14 protein-coding genes are annotated in these 15,439 nt (G+C 61.1%); 2 read left to right on the top strand and 12 right to left on the bottom strand.

Annotated features, from left to right (window positions below):
- Window positions 1-35 precede the first annotated feature (35 nt).
- A complete protein-coding gene (gene rloA2 / locus AC07VF_RS19625; protein ID WP_133775519.1) occupies window positions 36-536 on the bottom strand; it encodes a retropepsin-like aspartic peptidase RloA2 in 501 nt (166 codons plus the stop codon).
- Between the two features lie 223 nt (window positions 537-759).
- On the opposite strand from rloA2, the gene yihG reads away from it, so the two are divergent.
- Window positions 760-1,647: a 1-acylglycerol-3-phosphate O-acyltransferase, YihG family gene (gene yihG, locus AC07VF_RS19620; protein WP_495009386.1), complete on the top strand. Its 888-nt coding sequence runs from the start codon at window positions 760-762 to the stop codon at window positions 1,645-1,647.
- 50 nt (window positions 1,648-1,697) lie between these two features.
- Here the strand turns inward: yihG and AC07VF_RS19615 are convergent, their stop codons facing one another.
- From AC07VF_RS19615 to glyA, 9 genes are all read right to left on the bottom strand, one after another.
- The gene (locus AC07VF_RS19615) at window positions 1,698-2,261 is read right to left on the bottom strand and encodes a DUF2780 domain-containing protein (protein WP_495009385.1); all 564 of its coding nucleotides are present in this window, start codon (window positions 2,259-2,261) and stop codon (window positions 1,698-1,700) included.
- 87 nt (window positions 2,262-2,348) lie between these two features.
- Window positions 2,349-3,002 (bottom strand): DUF1190 domain-containing protein, encoded by a 654-nt coding sequence (locus AC07VF_RS19610; RefSeq protein ID WP_495009384.1) that lies wholly within the window; start codon window positions 3,000-3,002, stop codon window positions 2,349-2,351.
- A gap of 123 nt (window positions 3,003-3,125) precedes the next feature.
- Window positions 3,126-4,325 (bottom strand): formaldehyde dehydrogenase, glutathione-independent, encoded by a 1,200-nt coding sequence (fdhA, locus tag AC07VF_RS19605; protein ID WP_192173166.1) that lies wholly within the window; start codon window positions 4,323-4,325, stop codon window positions 3,126-3,128.
- Between the two features lie 126 nt (window positions 4,326-4,451).
- Window positions 4,452-5,309, bottom strand: a complete 858-nt coding sequence (gene purU, locus AC07VF_RS19600) for a formyltetrahydrofolate deformylase (protein WP_122536486.1) — start codon at window positions 5,307-5,309, stop codon at window positions 4,452-4,454.
- A 147-nt stretch (window positions 5,310-5,456) separates the two neighbouring features.
- Window positions 5,457-6,089 (bottom strand): sarcosine oxidase subunit gamma, encoded by a 633-nt coding sequence (locus tag AC07VF_RS19595; RefSeq protein WP_495009383.1) that lies wholly within the window; start codon window positions 6,087-6,089, stop codon window positions 5,457-5,459.
- Between the two features lie 153 nt (window positions 6,090-6,242).
- Window positions 6,243-9,263 (bottom strand): sarcosine oxidase subunit alpha, encoded by a 3,021-nt coding sequence (locus AC07VF_RS19590; protein ID WP_495009382.1) that lies wholly within the window; start codon window positions 9,261-9,263, stop codon window positions 6,243-6,245.
- Window positions 9,260-9,574, bottom strand: a complete 315-nt coding sequence (locus AC07VF_RS19585) for a sarcosine oxidase subunit delta (RefSeq protein WP_074886785.1) — start codon at window positions 9,572-9,574, stop codon at window positions 9,260-9,262. The genes AC07VF_RS19590 and AC07VF_RS19585 overlap by 4 nt, the downstream gene beginning before the upstream one ends.
- A gap of 15 nt (window positions 9,575-9,589) precedes the next feature.
- On the bottom strand, window positions 9,590-10,840 hold the full coding sequence (locus AC07VF_RS19580; RefSeq protein WP_192173169.1) for a sarcosine oxidase subunit beta family protein: 1,251 nt from the start codon (window positions 10,838-10,840) through the stop codon (window positions 9,590-9,592).
- A 15-nt stretch (window positions 10,841-10,855) separates the two neighbouring features.
- Window positions 10,856-12,109: a serine hydroxymethyltransferase gene (glyA, locus tag AC07VF_RS19575; RefSeq protein ID WP_282371162.1), complete on the bottom strand. Its 1,254-nt coding sequence runs from the start codon at window positions 12,107-12,109 to the stop codon at window positions 10,856-10,858.
- Window positions 12,110-12,443: 334 nt separating this feature from the next.
- Here glyA and AC07VF_RS19570 point away from each other — a divergent pair, with 334 nt between their 5' ends.
- Window positions 12,444-13,181 carry a hypothetical protein gene (locus tag AC07VF_RS19570; RefSeq protein ID WP_495009381.1) on the top strand — a complete coding sequence of 246 codons (738 nt, stop codon included), beginning with the start codon at window positions 12,444-12,446 and terminating at the stop codon, window positions 13,179-13,181.
- 10 nt (window positions 13,182-13,191) lie between these two features.
- Here the strand turns inward: AC07VF_RS19570 and alaC are convergent, their stop codons facing one another.
- Window positions 13,192-14,406 carry an alanine transaminase gene (alaC, locus tag AC07VF_RS19565; RefSeq protein ID WP_192173172.1) on the bottom strand — a complete coding sequence of 405 codons (1,215 nt, stop codon included), beginning with the start codon at window positions 14,404-14,406 and terminating at the stop codon, window positions 13,192-13,194.
- Window positions 14,407-14,676: 270 nt separating this feature from the next.
- Window positions 14,677-15,420, bottom strand: coding sequence for a TraX family protein (locus AC07VF_RS19560; RefSeq protein WP_495009380.1), 744 nt, complete (start codon window positions 15,418-15,420; stop codon window positions 14,677-14,679).
- Window positions 15,421-15,439: the final 19 nt, after the last annotated feature.

Below are 15,439 nucleotides of genomic sequence, written 5' to 3'. Positions count from 1 at the left end.
CCGGAACGGTGCCGGATATCAGTCCCGCCCGTCAATCAGCACTCAGGCTTGTCCGCCGTATACCGACGGGCCGGGTTAACCGCCGCGCCGAATTCGCGCAGGGCCTTGGCGCCAATCAGTAAGGGATAGTTGAAGTGGCTGCGGTCGACGAGGTTGACCTCAACGGTGCGCTTGACGTTGCCCAGGCACAGTTCGAGGTCCACGACCGGGCGCTTGGTCGGGTCAGCCGGTTCTTCTTCATCGTCGCCTTCGGAACGGCCCTTGATTCGGCTGATGCGCGACACCTTGTGCTCGTACACTTTGCTGTCGGCGTCTTTGGTCGCAAGACGGAAGCGCACCCAGTCATCGCCATCGCGCTTGAACAGTTCGATGTCCTTGGCCGACAGCGATGCGGTCAACGCGCCGGTGTCCATTTTGGCTTTGAACGTCTCGCCGATCTCCGAGACCTGAATGTATTCGTAACGACCGTACAACGTCGGTTCGGCAGCCATGACAGGCAACGCCAGCAAAGACATAAGCGCCAGAAGGGATTTCACGTCACATTTTCCTCGTGATGGATGAGCGGTCGGGCGTGCCCGGTTTAGACCATAACTTTGCCGATGGTTCGCGCCCGGAACTGCAGCACCGGGCAGTCGCGGTGCAGGCAATGGGAAGCGTACCGAAAACGGCGTGAAACATTCGTCGATATCGCCGGGGATTTTGCGCCAGGCGCCCGGCCTGCTTATCATTGCGCGCCACCCTGTCGACCGCGAGTGCCTTATGCGTCACCTGCTCACCGGAATTGCCGTCACGCTGCTGCTTCTGCTCAATACGCTGGTGCTGATCGGCCCGCTGATGGTCTTTGCGCTGCTCAAGTTGGTGTTCCAGAGTGAGATGCGCGACAACTGCTCGGCGGCGGTGATGTGGATCGCCGAGACCTGGTGTGAGATCAACAAGCTGATTTTCAAAATTTGCCTGCCGACCCAGTGGGAAATTCGCGGCGACGAAGGCCTGCGTGGCGACACGTCCTACCTGGTCATCGGCAACCACCAGTCCTGGGTCGACATCCCGGCGCTGGTGCAGGCGCTGAATCGACGTACGCCGTTCTTCAAATTCTTCCTCAAGAAAGAATTGATCTGGGTGCCGTTCCTGGGGCTGGCGTGGTGGGCGCTCGATTACCCGTTCATGAAGCGCTACACGAAAGCGTTTCTGGCCAGGCATCCCGAGCTCAAGGGTAAGGATCTGGAAATCACCCGCGAGGCGTGCGAACTGTTCAAACGTCAGCCGGTGACGGTGGTGAATTACCTGGAGGGCACGCGCTTTACCCCGGCCAAGAAAGCCGAGCAGGCTTCGCCCTATCGTTACTTGCTCAAGCCCAAGGCGGGCGGCGTCGCATTTGTGCTGGCGGCGATGGGTGAGCAACTGGACGCGGTGCTCGATGTGACGGTCGTGTATCCCAGCGAGCGCATCCCGGGGTTCTGGGACTTGCTATCAGGACGCGTGCCGCGGGTGATCGTCGACATCAAGACCCGCGAACTCGACCCTGCGCTGTGGCAGGGCGATTACGAGAATGACCCGGTGCTCCGCGTGTACGTGCAGGACTGGGTCAACAGGCTTTGGGAAGAGAAGGATGCGCGAATTGCCGAGCTACGCGGCCTGATTTCCTAGCACCACTTCTTGGCAACAAGCGCCCCTTTTGCAGGGGCGCGGCAACTCAATTACTTGGCGCCCCAGACGCCACTCAACGCCTGCAACGCCGAACCACCAGCGCCTTGCTGACCCAGGTATTGCAGAATCACCGGCACGAACTGGCTGACCATGCTGCTGTTCATGCCCAGCGCGCTGAACGCCTTGTTCACGTCGCCCATGCTCTGCACGTTGCCCAGTGCGCTATCCAGAGCAGAGTTGCTGCTCCCGGAATTACCCAACAGTCCGCCCAGACCACTCAGGTTACCAAGGGCTGATGTGCCGGCCAGTTGGTCGAGGCCTGGCACTGATTTGCTCAGTTGCGAATAGTCGTTGCCGGCGAGCTTGTTTTTGGCCAGCCCCAACAAGGCTCCAGTCCCGCCAACCGCTTGCTCCGGTGTGACGTTCAACTGGGTGCCCAGCGTGTTCAACAGCCCGGCTGCTTCAGGCGCGGCGGTTGCCTTTTGCTGGCCGCCGGTGGCATTGGAAACAGCATTGGCCGCGTCATTCAGATTGAAAGCGAAGACCGGCGTGGCTGCCAGCGCCATCAGGCTCGCCAGCGCAGCACCGCGTACGTTTTTCAGTGAAACTTTCATCGCAACAACCTCGTTTTCCGGGAGACCGGCCATGGCCGGGTAAACACGCGTTGGACCGCCCCTCGAAGGGAAGTTCCACGCAGGGCCTCAGGGTTTGCTGACATAAAACAACCGCTGCGGCTCGAAGGTCCGCGCCAGCCGTTGATCTGCAGCCGTCGAACCCGCCTGCAGGAGCCGGTGGCGAATGAATGCCTTATCGAAATGCTCGCCGTTGTTAAGCTTCTCGCGCAGGCTGATCAAGCGCGTGCCGCCCTGATGATCGGCGCCGCGATAGAGCGGTTCACTGAAGAGGCGCACCCGGGAGTCGGGGCTACCCCCGGTGGATGTCAGCTGAACCTGGGTGATGATCGCGAAACCGGACAGCCAGGGCGACCAGAGCCGGGAAACGTCGGCCGCGAAACACTCACCCGGGGTGAAGTCCGCCTCGCAGTCCGCCAGCTCACGGTAGGTCGGCGCCACTCGCACATGCTGTCGGTAAGCAGCGCGGTATCCTGCCTCGCAGACCGGCGGGTCGACCCCGGCCCAGATGCAGGCATTCGGATTTTCAAAGAATATTTCCGAGGAAGCCCAGCCCGACGAAAAGGGCTCCAGGTGAGCGCTTGCCAACGTCGCCGGCAGCCAGAGCAGCGGCGTTGCGACGAGGAAATGAATCGATGTTCTAACCCACCTGACAACCATGCATGACCCGCCACCTGAAAAACCGGCCGGACAAATAGCACGGAGAAAAGGCAGCTGAAACAAGCAGGAACGCAATTTAAACGCTCCTCAATTATTTTCAGAAACGCCCTACAAATGTCGGGTTAGAGCCCTACGTCGGACATAAAAAAAGCGACCCGAAGGTCGCCTTTTGTGAGCGTCAGAGGATCACGCGGCGCTGAACAGTTTGTGCGGATCGATGACGAATTTCTTCGGCACACCGGCATCGAACTCGCCATAACCGCGCGGGGCATCGTCGAGGCTGATGACTTCCACGCCCACCACATCGGCGATGTTGATGCGGTCCCACATGATGGCCTGCATCAGTTGACGGTTGTACTTCATGACCGGTGTCTGGCCGGTGTGGAAGCTGTGGGATTTCGCCCAGCCCAGGCCGAAACGAATGCTCAGCGCGCCCACCTTGGCGGCAGCGTCCACGGCGCCCGGGTCTTCCGTTACGTAAAGGCCGGGAATGCCGATCTTGCCAGCGACGCGAACCACGCCCATCAGTGAGTTGAGTACGGTGGCCGGTGCCTCGGCCTTGGCGCCCGTATGGCCATGACCGCGCGCTTCAAAGCCCACAGCGTCGACGGCGCAGTCCACTTCGGGCTCACCCAGCAGATCGGCGATTTGCTCGTGCAGCGGGGTGTCTTTGGACAGGTCGGCGATCTCAAAACCCTGCGCCTTGGCGTGCGCCAGACGCACCGGGTTGACGTCACCGACGATCACAACTGCAGCGCCCAGCAAGCGGGCCGAGGCAGCAGCGGCAAGCCCCACGGGACCGGCGCCGGCGATGTACACCGAGCTGCCCGGGCCAACGCCGGCAGTCACTGCGCCGTGGTAGCCGGTCGGCAGGATGTCGGAAAGGCAGGTCAGGTCGCGGATCTTCGACATCGCCTTGTCGCGATCGGGAAGCTTGAGCAGGTTGAAGTCGGCGTAGGGGACGAGCACGTATTCGGCCTGGCCGCCGGTCCAGTCGCCCATGTCGACGTAACCGTAGGCACCACCGGCACGGGCCGGATTAACGGTCAGGCAGACGCCGGTGTGTTGTTCTTTGCAGGAGCGGCAACGGCCGCAGGCGACGTTGAACGGCACGGACACCAGATCGCCGATCTTGAGATTCTCGACGTCGCTGCCCTTCTCGATCACTTCACCGGTGATTTCGTGACCCAGTACGAGGCCGACCTGGGCCGTCGTTCGGCCACGCACCATGTGTTGATCGGAACCACAAATGTTGGTGGAAACCACGCGCAAGATCACCCCGTGCTCGATCTTCTTGCCGCGCGGGTCCTGCATCTTGGGATAGTCGATTTTCTGTACTTCGACCTTGCCTGCGCCGAGATACACCACACCACGATTACCAGACATGCCATCACCTCTTTATTTATTGTTGGATAGAGAGTGGATCGGGTTTCGAGCGGCAAGCTACAAGCCGCAAGAAGTGTGAACACCGCCTTTTCTTGCGGCTTGAAGCTTGAAGCTTGCAGCTACCACCTACAGCACCACCGTCCTATTGGCATTGAGAAACACCCGGCGCTCAATGTGGTAACCCACCGCGCGTGCCAGGGTCAGGCCTTCGATGTCGCGGCCCTTGGCGATCAGGTCTTCGGGATAGTGACTGTGGTCGACCACTTCGACGCCCTGGGCGATGATCGGCCCTTCGTCGAGGTCGTTGTTGATGTAATGGGCCGTCGCGCCGACCAGTTTCACACCCTTGTTGTACGCCTGGTGATAGGGCTTGGCGCCCTTGAAGCCTGGCAGCAGCGAGTGATGAATATTGATCGCCTTGCCATCCAGCTTGCGGCACAGCTCCGGCGACAGGACCTGCATGTAGCGGGCAAGCACCACCAGTTCGGCGCCGGTGTCTTCGATCACCTTCATCACCCGCGCTTCCTGGGCCGGTTTGTCGTTGGGGTCGAGGGGGAAATGGTAGTAGGGAATGTCGTGCCAGCGCGCCAGTGGTTCGAGGTCCGGGTGATTGGAGACGACAGCAACCACGTCCATGGACAGCTGATTGATGCGCTGGCGGTAGAGCAGATCGTTCAGGCAGTGGTCGGCTTTGGAGACCATGATCACCACTTTCGGGCGGTAATTCGGGGCGGTGAGCTCGAAGATCATGCCGAAGGATTCGCCGCGCTCGGCCAGGCCGGCACGGAAAGACGACTCGTCAAATCCCTCCGGCTGGCGGAACTCGACGCGAATAAAGAAGCGGCTGGACAGCCGGTCATCGAACGAATGGTGCTCGGTGACGTAGCAGCCCTGCTCAAAGAGGTAACGCGTCACCGCGTCCACCGTGCCCAGCACGCTGGGGCAGTCGGCGGTCAGAATCCAGGTATCGGGGGCGCGGCTCATAGGTATTCCTTGATCGTTCCCACGCTCTGCGTGGGAATGCGGTTCAGGACGCTCCGCGTCCATTGTCGAGTGACGCTGAGCGTCAGGGGCGGCGCTACCTCGCAGAGCGTGGGAGCGATCAGCGCAGGTCGTAGGGTCAATCCGGAATCAAGCAGCAATGCCTAAACCATACTCCGCACTCGCGTCCTGCAACCACATCCACCAGTAATCGGCGAAGCTGCGGCGGATCACCAGTTCCCAGGTGTCTTCGCCGGTACGGCGGATCACCAACTGCGATTTGGCGAACACCGTGCCGATGGCCTTGCCCACAGGGAAATTGCTCGGGTGCACGTCGTAGCTGGTGGACTTCATCAGCACTTCGCGGACCTTTGGCCCAGTCAGCTCCAGCAGCGATTGCCCGCCGCTGACGTTGACGATGGCGATGTGCAAACCGGCTAGCGCCTCGCGCAGCTTCTGCTCGACTGCGAATTCTTCACCGGTCGGCACGATCAGCAACCACTCGTCCGGGCCAAGCCACTGGATCGAGCTATCGCCGCTTGAGACCAGCGCCAGCGCGCCCGGCAGTTCCATGCCCAGCGCCTTGTGCACGCCCGCCGCGAACGCCGGGTCGTGGCCATCGCCACGGATGGTCAGGTGGCCAAGCAGTTTTTTCTCCCGCAGCACGACGCCCGGATTGCTGCGGCCCTTGCCAATCAGGCTCTGAAGGTCAGCATGAAACAGTGGCGACTCGGCTTTGGCATCGGTCGCTGGCCGCTGTTGGTAAACGTTGGCTGTGGTCATAGAGCACCTGTGTTGAATTCTGTTGTTTCAGTGAACACGTTCCCGTAGGAGTGAGCTTGCTCGCGATCGCGGTGTATCAGTCACCAGATGTATGCCTGATCTCACGCCATCGCGAGCAAGCTCACTCCCACAGGGATGTAAGCAAGCCAAAACTTACTCCACGTTCTGCTGATCACCCTTCGGATCGAAGAACACCGAGGACACAATCTCCGCCTCGATCACCGACCCATCCACCAGCGGCGCAAACACTCGCTCACCCATGCGCTTCAGCCCGCCCTTCACCACACCCATCGCGAACGAATAGCCCAGCGAGTTCGCCGCATAACTCGACGTCACGTGGCCGACCATCTTCATCGGGATCGACTGCTTCGGATCGAACACCAGTTGCGCGCCTTCCGGCAGCCACTTGTTCGGATCAATTGGCTTGAGGCCGACGAGTTGCTTGCGATCTTCCCGCACGCAGTCCTCACGGTTCATGCCACGCTGGCCGATCCACGAGAACGGCTTGGTACGACCGACACACCAGCCCATGTTCAAATCGTCCGGGGTCATCGAACCATCGGTGTCCTGGCCGACAATGATGAAGCCCTTCTCGGCCCGCAGGACGTGCATGGTTTCAGTGCCGTACGGGGTCAGGTTGTACTGCTTGCCCGCTTCGGCGATTTTTTCCAGAACGCCCATGGCGTAGTCGGCCTGGATGTTCACCTCGTAGGAGAGCTCTCCGGTAAACGAAATCCGGAACACCCGCGCCGGCACTCCGCCCACCAGCCCTTCTTTCCAGGTCATGAACGGAAACGCTTCACGGCCCAGATCGATGTCGGTCACTTCGCTAAGCAGCTTGCGGCTGTTCGGGCCCGACAGCGTCAGGGTCGCGTAGTGGTCGGTGACGGAGGTGAAATACACCTTCAGGTCCGGCCATTCGGTCTGTTGATAAATTTCCAGCCACTGCAGCACGCGTGCGGCGCCGCCGGTTGTGGTGGTCATGATGAAGTGGTTGTCGGCGATGCAGGCGGTGACGCCGTCGTCGAAGACCATGCCGTCTTCCTTGCACATCAGGCCGTAACGCGCCTTGCCCACATCGAGCTTGGTCCAGGCGTTGGTGTAGATGCGGTTCAGAAACTCCCGGGCATCCGGGCCTTGGATGTCGATCTTGCCCAGCGTCGAGGCGTCCAGCAGGCCGACGCTGTCGCGCACAGCCTTGCATTCGCGGCGCACGGCGGCGTGGATGTCTTCACCGGCTTTCGGGAAGTACCACGGCCGTTTCCACTGTCCGACATCTTCGAATTCGGCGCCGTTCTTCACGTGCCAGGCGTGCAGCGCGGTGAAGCGCACAGGCTCGAAGACGTGACCGCAGTGACGCCCGGCAATGGCGCCGAAGGTCACCGGCGTGTAGTTCGGGCGGAACATGGTGGTGCCCATTTCCGGGATCGACACGTTCAGCGAGCGAGCCGCAATGGCCAGGCCGTTGACGTTGCCGAGCTTGCCCTGATCGGTACCGAAACCCAACGCGGTGTAGCGTTTGACGTGCTCGACGGACTCGAATCCCTCGCGGGTCGCCAGTTCGATGGCCGCCGCGGTGACGTCGTTCTGCAGGTCGACGAATTGCTTCGGCGCCCGCGCAGTGCCTTTTTCGTGCGGTACCTGGAACAGCGCCAAGGTCGGTTCTTCCACACGGCTCAGGGCTTTGGGCAGTACGCCTTCGACCGGTTTGAAACCGGCTTCACTGGCGGCACGAACACCGCCTTCAAAACCGTCGGCCAGCGAGTCGCCGAGGGCGTAAACGCCATTCACACCGCCGACGCAGACGCGTTTCTGCGGCGCTTCGCCCGGCACGAAGCCGAGGATGTCCTCGCGCCAGACCGGCTTGCCGCCGAGGTGCGAAGCCAGGTGAACGATCGGGCTGTAGCCACCGGAACTGGCGACCAGATCGCAGTCGAGCCACTCGCCCGGGCTGGCGACCTTGTGGCCTTTGACGTCGATGGCGGCCACGCGGGCGGCACTGACGCGCTTGCTGCCACGGGCTTCCACCACGGCGCTGCCGGTCAGAATACGAATGCCTTTGGCGCGGGCTTCTTCCACTAACGCACCGCGCGGGTTGTGACGCGCGTCGGCAACGGCGACCACGTGCAGGCCGGCGTCAAGCCAGTCCAGCGCCACGCGATAGGCGTAATCATTGTTGGTCGAAAGCACCAGTTTCTTGCCCGGCGCCACGCCATAACGACGCACGTACGTAGAGACCGCGCCGGCCAGCATGTTGCCCGGCACATCGTTGTTGCCGTAAACCAGCGGACGCTCGTGGGTGCCGGTCGCCAGCACCACGCGCTTGGCGCGAACCCGGTGCATGCGCTGACGCACCTGGCCAATCGGCGCGCGATCGCCCAAGTGATCGGTCAGCCGCTCGTGAATGGTCAGGAAATTGTGGTCGTGATAGCCGTTCACCGTGGCGCGCGGCAGCAGGGTCACGTTGGGCAGGCCTTTGAGTTCGGCCACCACCGTCGCTACCCATTCCGCTGCCGGTTTACCGTCCAGACTTTCGCGGCTGTCCAGCAGGCTGCCGCCGAATTCTTCCTGCTCGTCCGCCAGGATGACCCGAGCACCGCTGCGCGCAGCGGCCAGTGCGGCGGCCAGACCTGCTGGGCCGGCGCCGACCACCAGCACATCGCAGTGCTGGTTCATGTTGTCGTAGGTGTCCGGATCCAGCTCGGTCGGCGAACGCCCGAGGCCCGCTGCTTTGCGGATGTACTTCTCGTAGGTCATCCAGAACGACTGCGGGTACATGAAGGTTTTGTAGTAGAAGCCCGGCGGCATCAGCTTGCCGCCGACCTTGCCGAGGATGCCCATCATGTCGGTGTTCACGCTCGGCCAACCGTTGGTGCTGGTCGCGACGAGGCCCGAGTAAAGCGCCTGTTGCGTGGCGCGCACGTTGGGGATCTGCGTGGCTTCGGTGGCGCCGATCTGCAGCACGGCATTCGGCTCTTCGGAACCTGCCGCAAAGATGCCGCGAGGACGGGAATACTTGAAGCTGCGACCAATGATGTCGACGCCGTTGGCAAGCAAGGCGGCGGCCAGGGTGTCGCCTTCGAAGCCTTGGTACGTCTGGCCATTGAAGTTGAAATTCAGGACCTTGCTGCGATCGATGCGGCCGCCGTTGGGCAGGCGATTGGACTGGCTCATACCTGATCCCCCTTTCTGATTGCGGGCGCCGGATTGACGAACTGCGGCTGCGTGCCGATCGGATAGGTTTCGAGAATTTCGTAGGTCACGGTGTCACGCGTGGTGTTGAAGTACTGACGGCAGCCCGCTGCGTGAATCCACAGTTCGTGGTGCAGACCGCGCGGGTTGTCGCGGAAGAACATGTAGTCGCCCCACTCCTCGTCTGTGCAGGCGGCCGGGTCCAGCGGACGCGGGATGTGAGCCTGACCGGAGACGTGGAATTCCTCTTCGGAGCGCAGTTCGCCACAGTGAGGACAGAAGATATGCAGCATGGGAAAAGTCCTCTGTTAGTGGGCTACGGCTGCAGCGCCGTGTTCGTCGATCAACGCGCCGTTGTGGAACCGGTCGATTGAGAAGGGTTTGGCCAGCGGGTGCATCTCGCCCTTGGCCAGGCTGGCGGCAAACACGTTGCCCGAGCCCGGGGTGGCCTTGAAGCCACCGGTGCCCCAACCGCAGTTGAAAAACATGTTCGGGACAGGCGTTTTGGAAATGATCGGGCAGGCGTCCGGCGTGGTGTCGACGATGCCGCCCCACTGGCGGTTCATGCGCACCCGCGAGAGCACCGGGAACATCTCGACGATGGCCTGAATGGTGTGTTCGATCACCGGGTAAGAGCCGCGCTGGCCGTAACCGACCCAGCTGTCGATGCCGGCACCAATCACCAGGTCGCCCTTGTCGGACTGGCTGATGTAACCGTGTACGGCGTTGGACATGATCACGCTGTCGATGATGGGCTTGATCGGCTCCGACACCAGCGCCTGCAACGGATGGGATTCCACCGGCAGACGGAAGCCAGCGAGCTTGGCCATGTGGCCGGAGTTGCCTGCCGTCACCACACCGACGCGTTTGGCGCCAATGAAGCCCTTGTTGGTTTCGACGCCGATGCACACGCCGTTTTCCTTGCGGAAGCCGGTCACTTCGGTCTGCTGAATCAAGTCCACGCCCAACGCATCAGCGGCACGGGCGTAGCCCCAGGCCACGGCGTCATGACGCGCGACACCGCCGCGACGCTGCACCGTTGCGCCGATGATCGGGTAACGGGTGTTTTTCGAGCAGTCGAGGTACGGAATTTCTTCAGCCACTTGCTTGCCGTTGAGCAGCTCGCCGTCGACACCGTTGAGGCGGTTGGCGCTGACGCGGCGCTCGGAATCACGCATGTCCTGCAGGGTGTGGCACAGGTTGTATACGCCGCGCTGGGAAAACATGACGTTGTAGTTGATGTCCTGGGACAGGCCTTCCCACAGTTTCATCGCGTGTTCGTACAAGTGCGCGGATTCGTCCCACAGGTAGTTGGAGCGCACGATGGTGGTGTTGCGTGCGGTATTACCGCCGCCCAGCCAACCTTTTTCGACCACGGCCACGTTGGTGATGCCGTGCTCTTTCGCCAGGTAATAGGCTGTCGCCAGACCGTGTCCGCCGCCGCCGACGATGACCACGTCGTAGACCTTTTTCGGGGTCGGCGTGCGCCACATGCGCTGCCAGTTTTCGTGGTGGCTGAGGGAGTGTTTGAAGAGGCCGAAGCCCGAGTAATGCTGCATGGTGCGACTCCTGACTCAGCGGTAAACCGGGAAATCGGCGCACAGCGCGGCGACCTGCTCGGCGACATTGGCCTCGACATCGGCGTCGCCGAGATTGTCGAGAATGTCGCAGATCCAGCCGGCCAGCGTGATGCACTGGGTAACTTTGAAACCGCGCGTGGTCACCGCAGGGGTGCCGATGCGCAGGCCCGACGTCACGAACGGCGATTGCGGATCGTTCGGGACGGCGTTCTTGTTGACGGTGATGTGCGCTCGACCCAGCGCCGCGTCGGCGTCTTTCCCGGTCAGGCCCTGACGAATCAGGCTGACGAGGAACAGGTGATTGTCGGTCCCGCCCGACACGACGTCGTAACCGCGATCAATGAACACCTGCGCCATGGCCTGGGCGTTATCAATCACTTGCTGTTGATAGGCTTTGAAACCGGGCTCCATGGCTTCCTTGAAGCACACGGCCTTGCCGGCAATCACGTGCATCAGCGGGCCGCCCTGGGCACCCGGGAACACGGCGGAATTGAGCTTCTTCTCGATCTCTTCGTTCGCCTTGGCCAGGATCAACCCGCCACGGGGGCCGCGCAGGGTTTTGTGCGTGGTGGTGGTCACCACATCGGCGTACGGCAGCGGGTTCGGGTACAAACCGGCAGCAACCAGACCGGCCACGTGAGCCATGTCGACGAACAGCAGCGCGCCTACTTTGTCGGCGATCTCACGAAAGCGCGGGAAATCCAGGGTTTTGGAGTAGGCCGAGAAACCGGCAACGATCATCTTCGGTTTGTGCTCGACCGCCAGTCGCTCGACTTCGTCGTAATCAATCAGGCCGGTGGCAACGTCGATGCCGTATTGAACGGCGTTGTACAGCTTGCCCGAGGACGACACTTTGGCGCCGTGGGTCAGGTGACCGCCATGGGCCAGGCTCATCCCCAGCAATGTGTCGCCCGCTTGCAACAGCGCCAGGTAAACCGCGCTGTTGGCCGACGAACCGGAGTGCGGCTGGACGTTGGCGTAGTCGGCACCAAATAGCAGCTTGGCGCGATCGATCGCCAGTTGCTCGACCTTGTCGACGTGCTCGCAACCGCCGTAGTAACGCTTGCCGGGATAACCCTCGGCGTATTTGTTGGTCAAGCCGCTGCCCTGGGCCTGCATCACGCGCTTGCTGGTGTAGTTCTCCGAGGCGATCAGCTCGATGTGGTCTTCCTGACGCTGCTCCTCGGCACTGATTGCCGCCAACAGTGCATCGTCATAACCCTGGATCTGGTCTTGCTTGCTGAACATCGCGGTTCTCCCAGCGGCGGCGCGGCGCCTGAATGATCGACAGGGCCTTGAACTGCCCTTTGGCCACGATGGTATGGCTGACGCCGACAGCCCAGATGCCTGCGCGCGCCACACAAAGGCGCGTTTACGACATGGGTTAACGGGGAGCGGGATTTGCGCGGCTCTGCGCGCCGCAGACTGTCGGTCCTGAGCCCGCCGCGAATCCTCGGCACGCCGCAACACCTCAGCCCAATGGGCACGGGGACTGTCAAAACTGACAGTATTCAAATAGCAATGACGGGCTTACTTTTGAGCCAACGGAACGGCTGACAGCCACTCACTCAAGGGAATGATCATGGGCACAATCGCAAGGTCGCATACGCTAACTCCGCAGTTATGGAAAAAGCTAAGGGGGAAAAACGTCTGTCGGCAGGGACCCGCTACGGAGCTGCTGCTCTTTCTGACTCAAGGCGTGTTTCATACGGTGGATATAGAAGGCTCGGTCAAACTGAGGATTATTCGGGAACTGAGCGAGTCTGAGGCGCTGCTTGCCGTCTACGTCGAAGATTCGGATGTAGTTCTTTCGTCCACTGTTTCAGTGAGTGACGCCAGGCTTTATGCCACCCCCCAAGACATCGTTCACCAGGACGGCGGTTACTATTCGGTCATTCTCAAGATCATTTCCTATCCGAACGCTGAGCTGGTCGCCGACATCTATCTATGGGAAATACCACCCATCGCGGCACCGCAGTCTGTCGAATCGGATCTTGCGCTGTACCTTCCCAAAGGCTCGACTTTTCACGCAAGCCCCTCTGAAGAAGACATTGTGATGGACAGGACTTTCAGAGTGTCTGAAGACCGCCAAGTCTCGGTCAACATTCGCACCGTGGAAGGGCGCAGCTACTCAACAACCGTCACGGAAGCCGAAGCAATCCGATGTGCCGCGCCCGGTGATTACTATGTAGAAAGCGGATCCAACGAGCTGTCGATCGTCTATGGCATCACCACTCGTCCCGAATCAGCGTCATTGCCGATCCTCAAGCGTATGCCGCTGGCGGATGTGCCGAGGTCAGGTCATGACCTCGGCAAATGAGTGACGACATTCAGGCTTTTTGCGTAACCAATCCGTCAGCCCGGAACATGCTGCGAATACCCCGCACGGCCTGACGGATGCGATCCTGATTCTCGATCAGCGCAAAGCGAACGTGGTCATCGCCATATTCACCAAAACCGACACCAGGCGAAACGCAGACTTTGGCCTCGGCGAGCAGTTTCTTGGCGAATTCCAGCGATCCCAGGTGTGCGTAAGCCTCGGGTATCTTGGCCCAGACGTACATCGACGCTTTCGGGTTTTCGACCATCCAGCCCAGTTCGTGCAGGCCTTTAACCAGCACGTTACGGCGCTGGCGGTACTGCTCGGCGATGTCGAGCACGCATTGCTGATCACCTTCCAGCGCGGCGATGGCGGCCACTTGCAGCGGCGTGAACGTGCCGTAGTCGTGGTAGCTCTTGATCCGCGCCAGGGCGTTGACCAGCTCGGGGTTGCCGACCATGAAGCCGATGCGCCAGCCCGCCATGTTGTAACTCTTGGACAGGGTGAAGAATTCGACGGCGATGTCCTTGGCGCCCGGCACCTGCATGATCGACGGAGCTTTCCAGCCGTCGTAGACGATGTCGGCGTAGGCCAGGTCGTGAACCACCAGCACGTCGTACTGTTTGGCGAGGGCAACGACGCGCTCGAAGAAGTCCAGCTCAACGCATTGAGCGGTCGGGTTGGACGGGAAACCCAGGATCATCATTTTCGGCTTGGGGATCGAACCGCGAATGGCTTTTTCCAGTTCAGCGAAAAAGTCCACGCCTGGCACCAGTGGCACGGAGCGCACCTGAGCGCCGGCGATAACGGCACCATAGATGTGAATCGGGTAACTGGGGTTCGGCACCAGAACGGTGTCGCCCTGATCCAGCGTGGCGAGCATCAAATGCGCCAGGCCCTCTTTGGAGCCGATGGTGACGATAGCTTCGTCTTCGGGATCGATGTCCACGTCGTAGCGTTTTTTGTACCAGCTGGAAATCGCCCGACGCAGACGCGGGATGCCACGCGAAGTCGAGTAACCGTGAGTGTCTTCACGTTGGGCGACGGTGACCAGTTTCTCGACAATGTGCGGCGGCGTTGCCCCATCGGGGTTGCCCATGCTCAGGTCGATGATGTCCTCACCACGACGACGCGCAGCCATTTTCAGCTCGGCGGTGATGTTGAACACGTAAGGGGGGAGTCGATCGATGCGCGCGAAACGGCGCGGCGAACCTTGGTCTGCCATGGAAACCTCTGAAGACGTAAGCGCCCGGAACCGTCCGAGCGACGCTGGCCACTGCGGTGGCCTGAGGCGGAAGATACGGGCGGGGACGGCGGTTTGTCTACAGCGAAACCGCGAAATCGACGGCGCTCTCACAGGCCTCTTCCCGGCTGAAGCCGGTCCCACTGAAGATATGCGCGCGGTCAGTAGGACCGGCTTTAGCCGGGCAGGCGTCGGAGGTCGGAACGCAAAACCAAGGGCATACACGCTGAATACCTGTCTGCCACATCACCGTCATTCGATGATCTGCCGCAGTCCAAACAACAGCAAAAAATGCACTGGATAAATCAGGTACGCCCACCGCCGCATCGGCCACACTCCGAATGCCGGGCGCCCGCGCAGAATCGCTAACCCCAACAGTGGCGCCAGCAAACAGGCCACCAGCGCGCCGATGGAAATCGGGTCGCCCCATAGCATGCCGTCGATAATCTTCGGCCACTCGTTGCTCAATAAACAGACGATCCCCGGCACAATCGCCAGCCATATGGAAGTGCGCAGCACGAGCACAAACGCCAGAGGCAGCAACACCCCGTACATGCCGAACATCAATTGCGACCCAAACAGAACACCCATCGCCAGGGCAGCGATACCCAAGACCCTCGCCGGCCATGAGCGACTCAATCCACCCTGCGCGACCAGCAAACCCAAAGCCAGCGTAGGCAGCACATTGAGCGTGGTGACCTCACCGGCCATGTAAATCCGGTATGGCAGCTCCGCGACCACGGAAAACACCGCCAGCCACGTCAGGTATTTCCACTTGATCGAAGCCTCCACATCGTGCCGGCCAGTACGTACGACATTGACCGCGATCGCCAGGCAAAACCACGGGAACGCCAGACGCCCCGGCACGTACAGCCAATTGGCGTGCCAGCCGACGTAGCGCAGGTGATCCACCACCATGCTCAGCATCGCCAGCCACTTGAGCAGGTCCAGCGCGCGATTCCGCCCGGGTGTGGTCATTGATTTCGGTTCGCTCATATTGCTTCGCTGTCTGGCT

This window comes from Pseudomonas sp. GW821-FHT02H06, from assembly GCF_059421525.1.
The sequence above is the reverse complement of the archived record's forward strand: the minus strand, read 5'-3'. Positions and strand labels throughout refer to the sequence as shown.

Bases quoted from the DNA above. Each gene is read 5' to 3' on its own strand.
- AC07VF_RS19585 (WP_074886785.1), bottom strand. From the start codon at position 9,574: ATGCTGCATATCTTCTGTCCTCACTGTGGCGAACTGCGCTCCGAAGAG.
- yihG (WP_495009386.1), top strand. From the start codon at position 760: ATGCGTCACCTGCTCACCGGAATTGCCGTCACGCTGCTGCTTCTGCTC.
- AC07VF_RS19595 (WP_495009383.1), bottom strand. From the start codon at position 6,089: ATGACCACAGCCAACGTTTACCAACAGCGGCCAGCGACCGATGCCAAA.
- AC07VF_RS19590 (WP_495009382.1), bottom strand. From the start codon at position 9,263: ATGAGCCAGTCCAATCGCCTGCCCAACGGCGGCCGCATCGATCGCAGC.
- glyA (WP_282371162.1), bottom strand. From the start codon at position 12,109: ATGTTCAGCAAGCAAGACCAGATCCAGGGTTATGACGATGCACTGTTG.
- AC07VF_RS19560 (WP_495009380.1), bottom strand. From the start codon at position 15,420: ATGAGCGAACCGAAATCAATGACCACACCCGGGCGGAATCGCGCGCTG.
- AC07VF_RS19615 (WP_495009385.1), bottom strand. From the start codon at position 2,261: ATGAAAGTTTCACTGAAAAACGTACGCGGTGCTGCGCTGGCGAGCCTG.
- alaC (WP_192173172.1), bottom strand. From the start codon at position 14,406: ATGGCAGACCAAGGTTCGCCGCGCCGTTTCGCGCGCATCGATCGACTC.
- fdhA (WP_192173166.1), bottom strand. From the start codon at position 4,325: ATGTCTGGTAATCGTGGTGTGGTGTATCTCGGCGCAGGCAAGGTCGAA.
- AC07VF_RS19570 (WP_495009381.1), top strand. From the start codon at position 12,444: ATGGGCACAATCGCAAGGTCGCATACGCTAACTCCGCAGTTATGGAAA.
- purU (WP_122536486.1), bottom strand. From the start codon at position 5,309: ATGAGCCGCGCCCCCGATACCTGGATTCTGACCGCCGACTGCCCCAGC.
- AC07VF_RS19580 (WP_192173169.1), bottom strand. From the start codon at position 10,840: ATGCAGCATTACTCGGGCTTCGGCCTCTTCAAACACTCCCTCAGCCAC.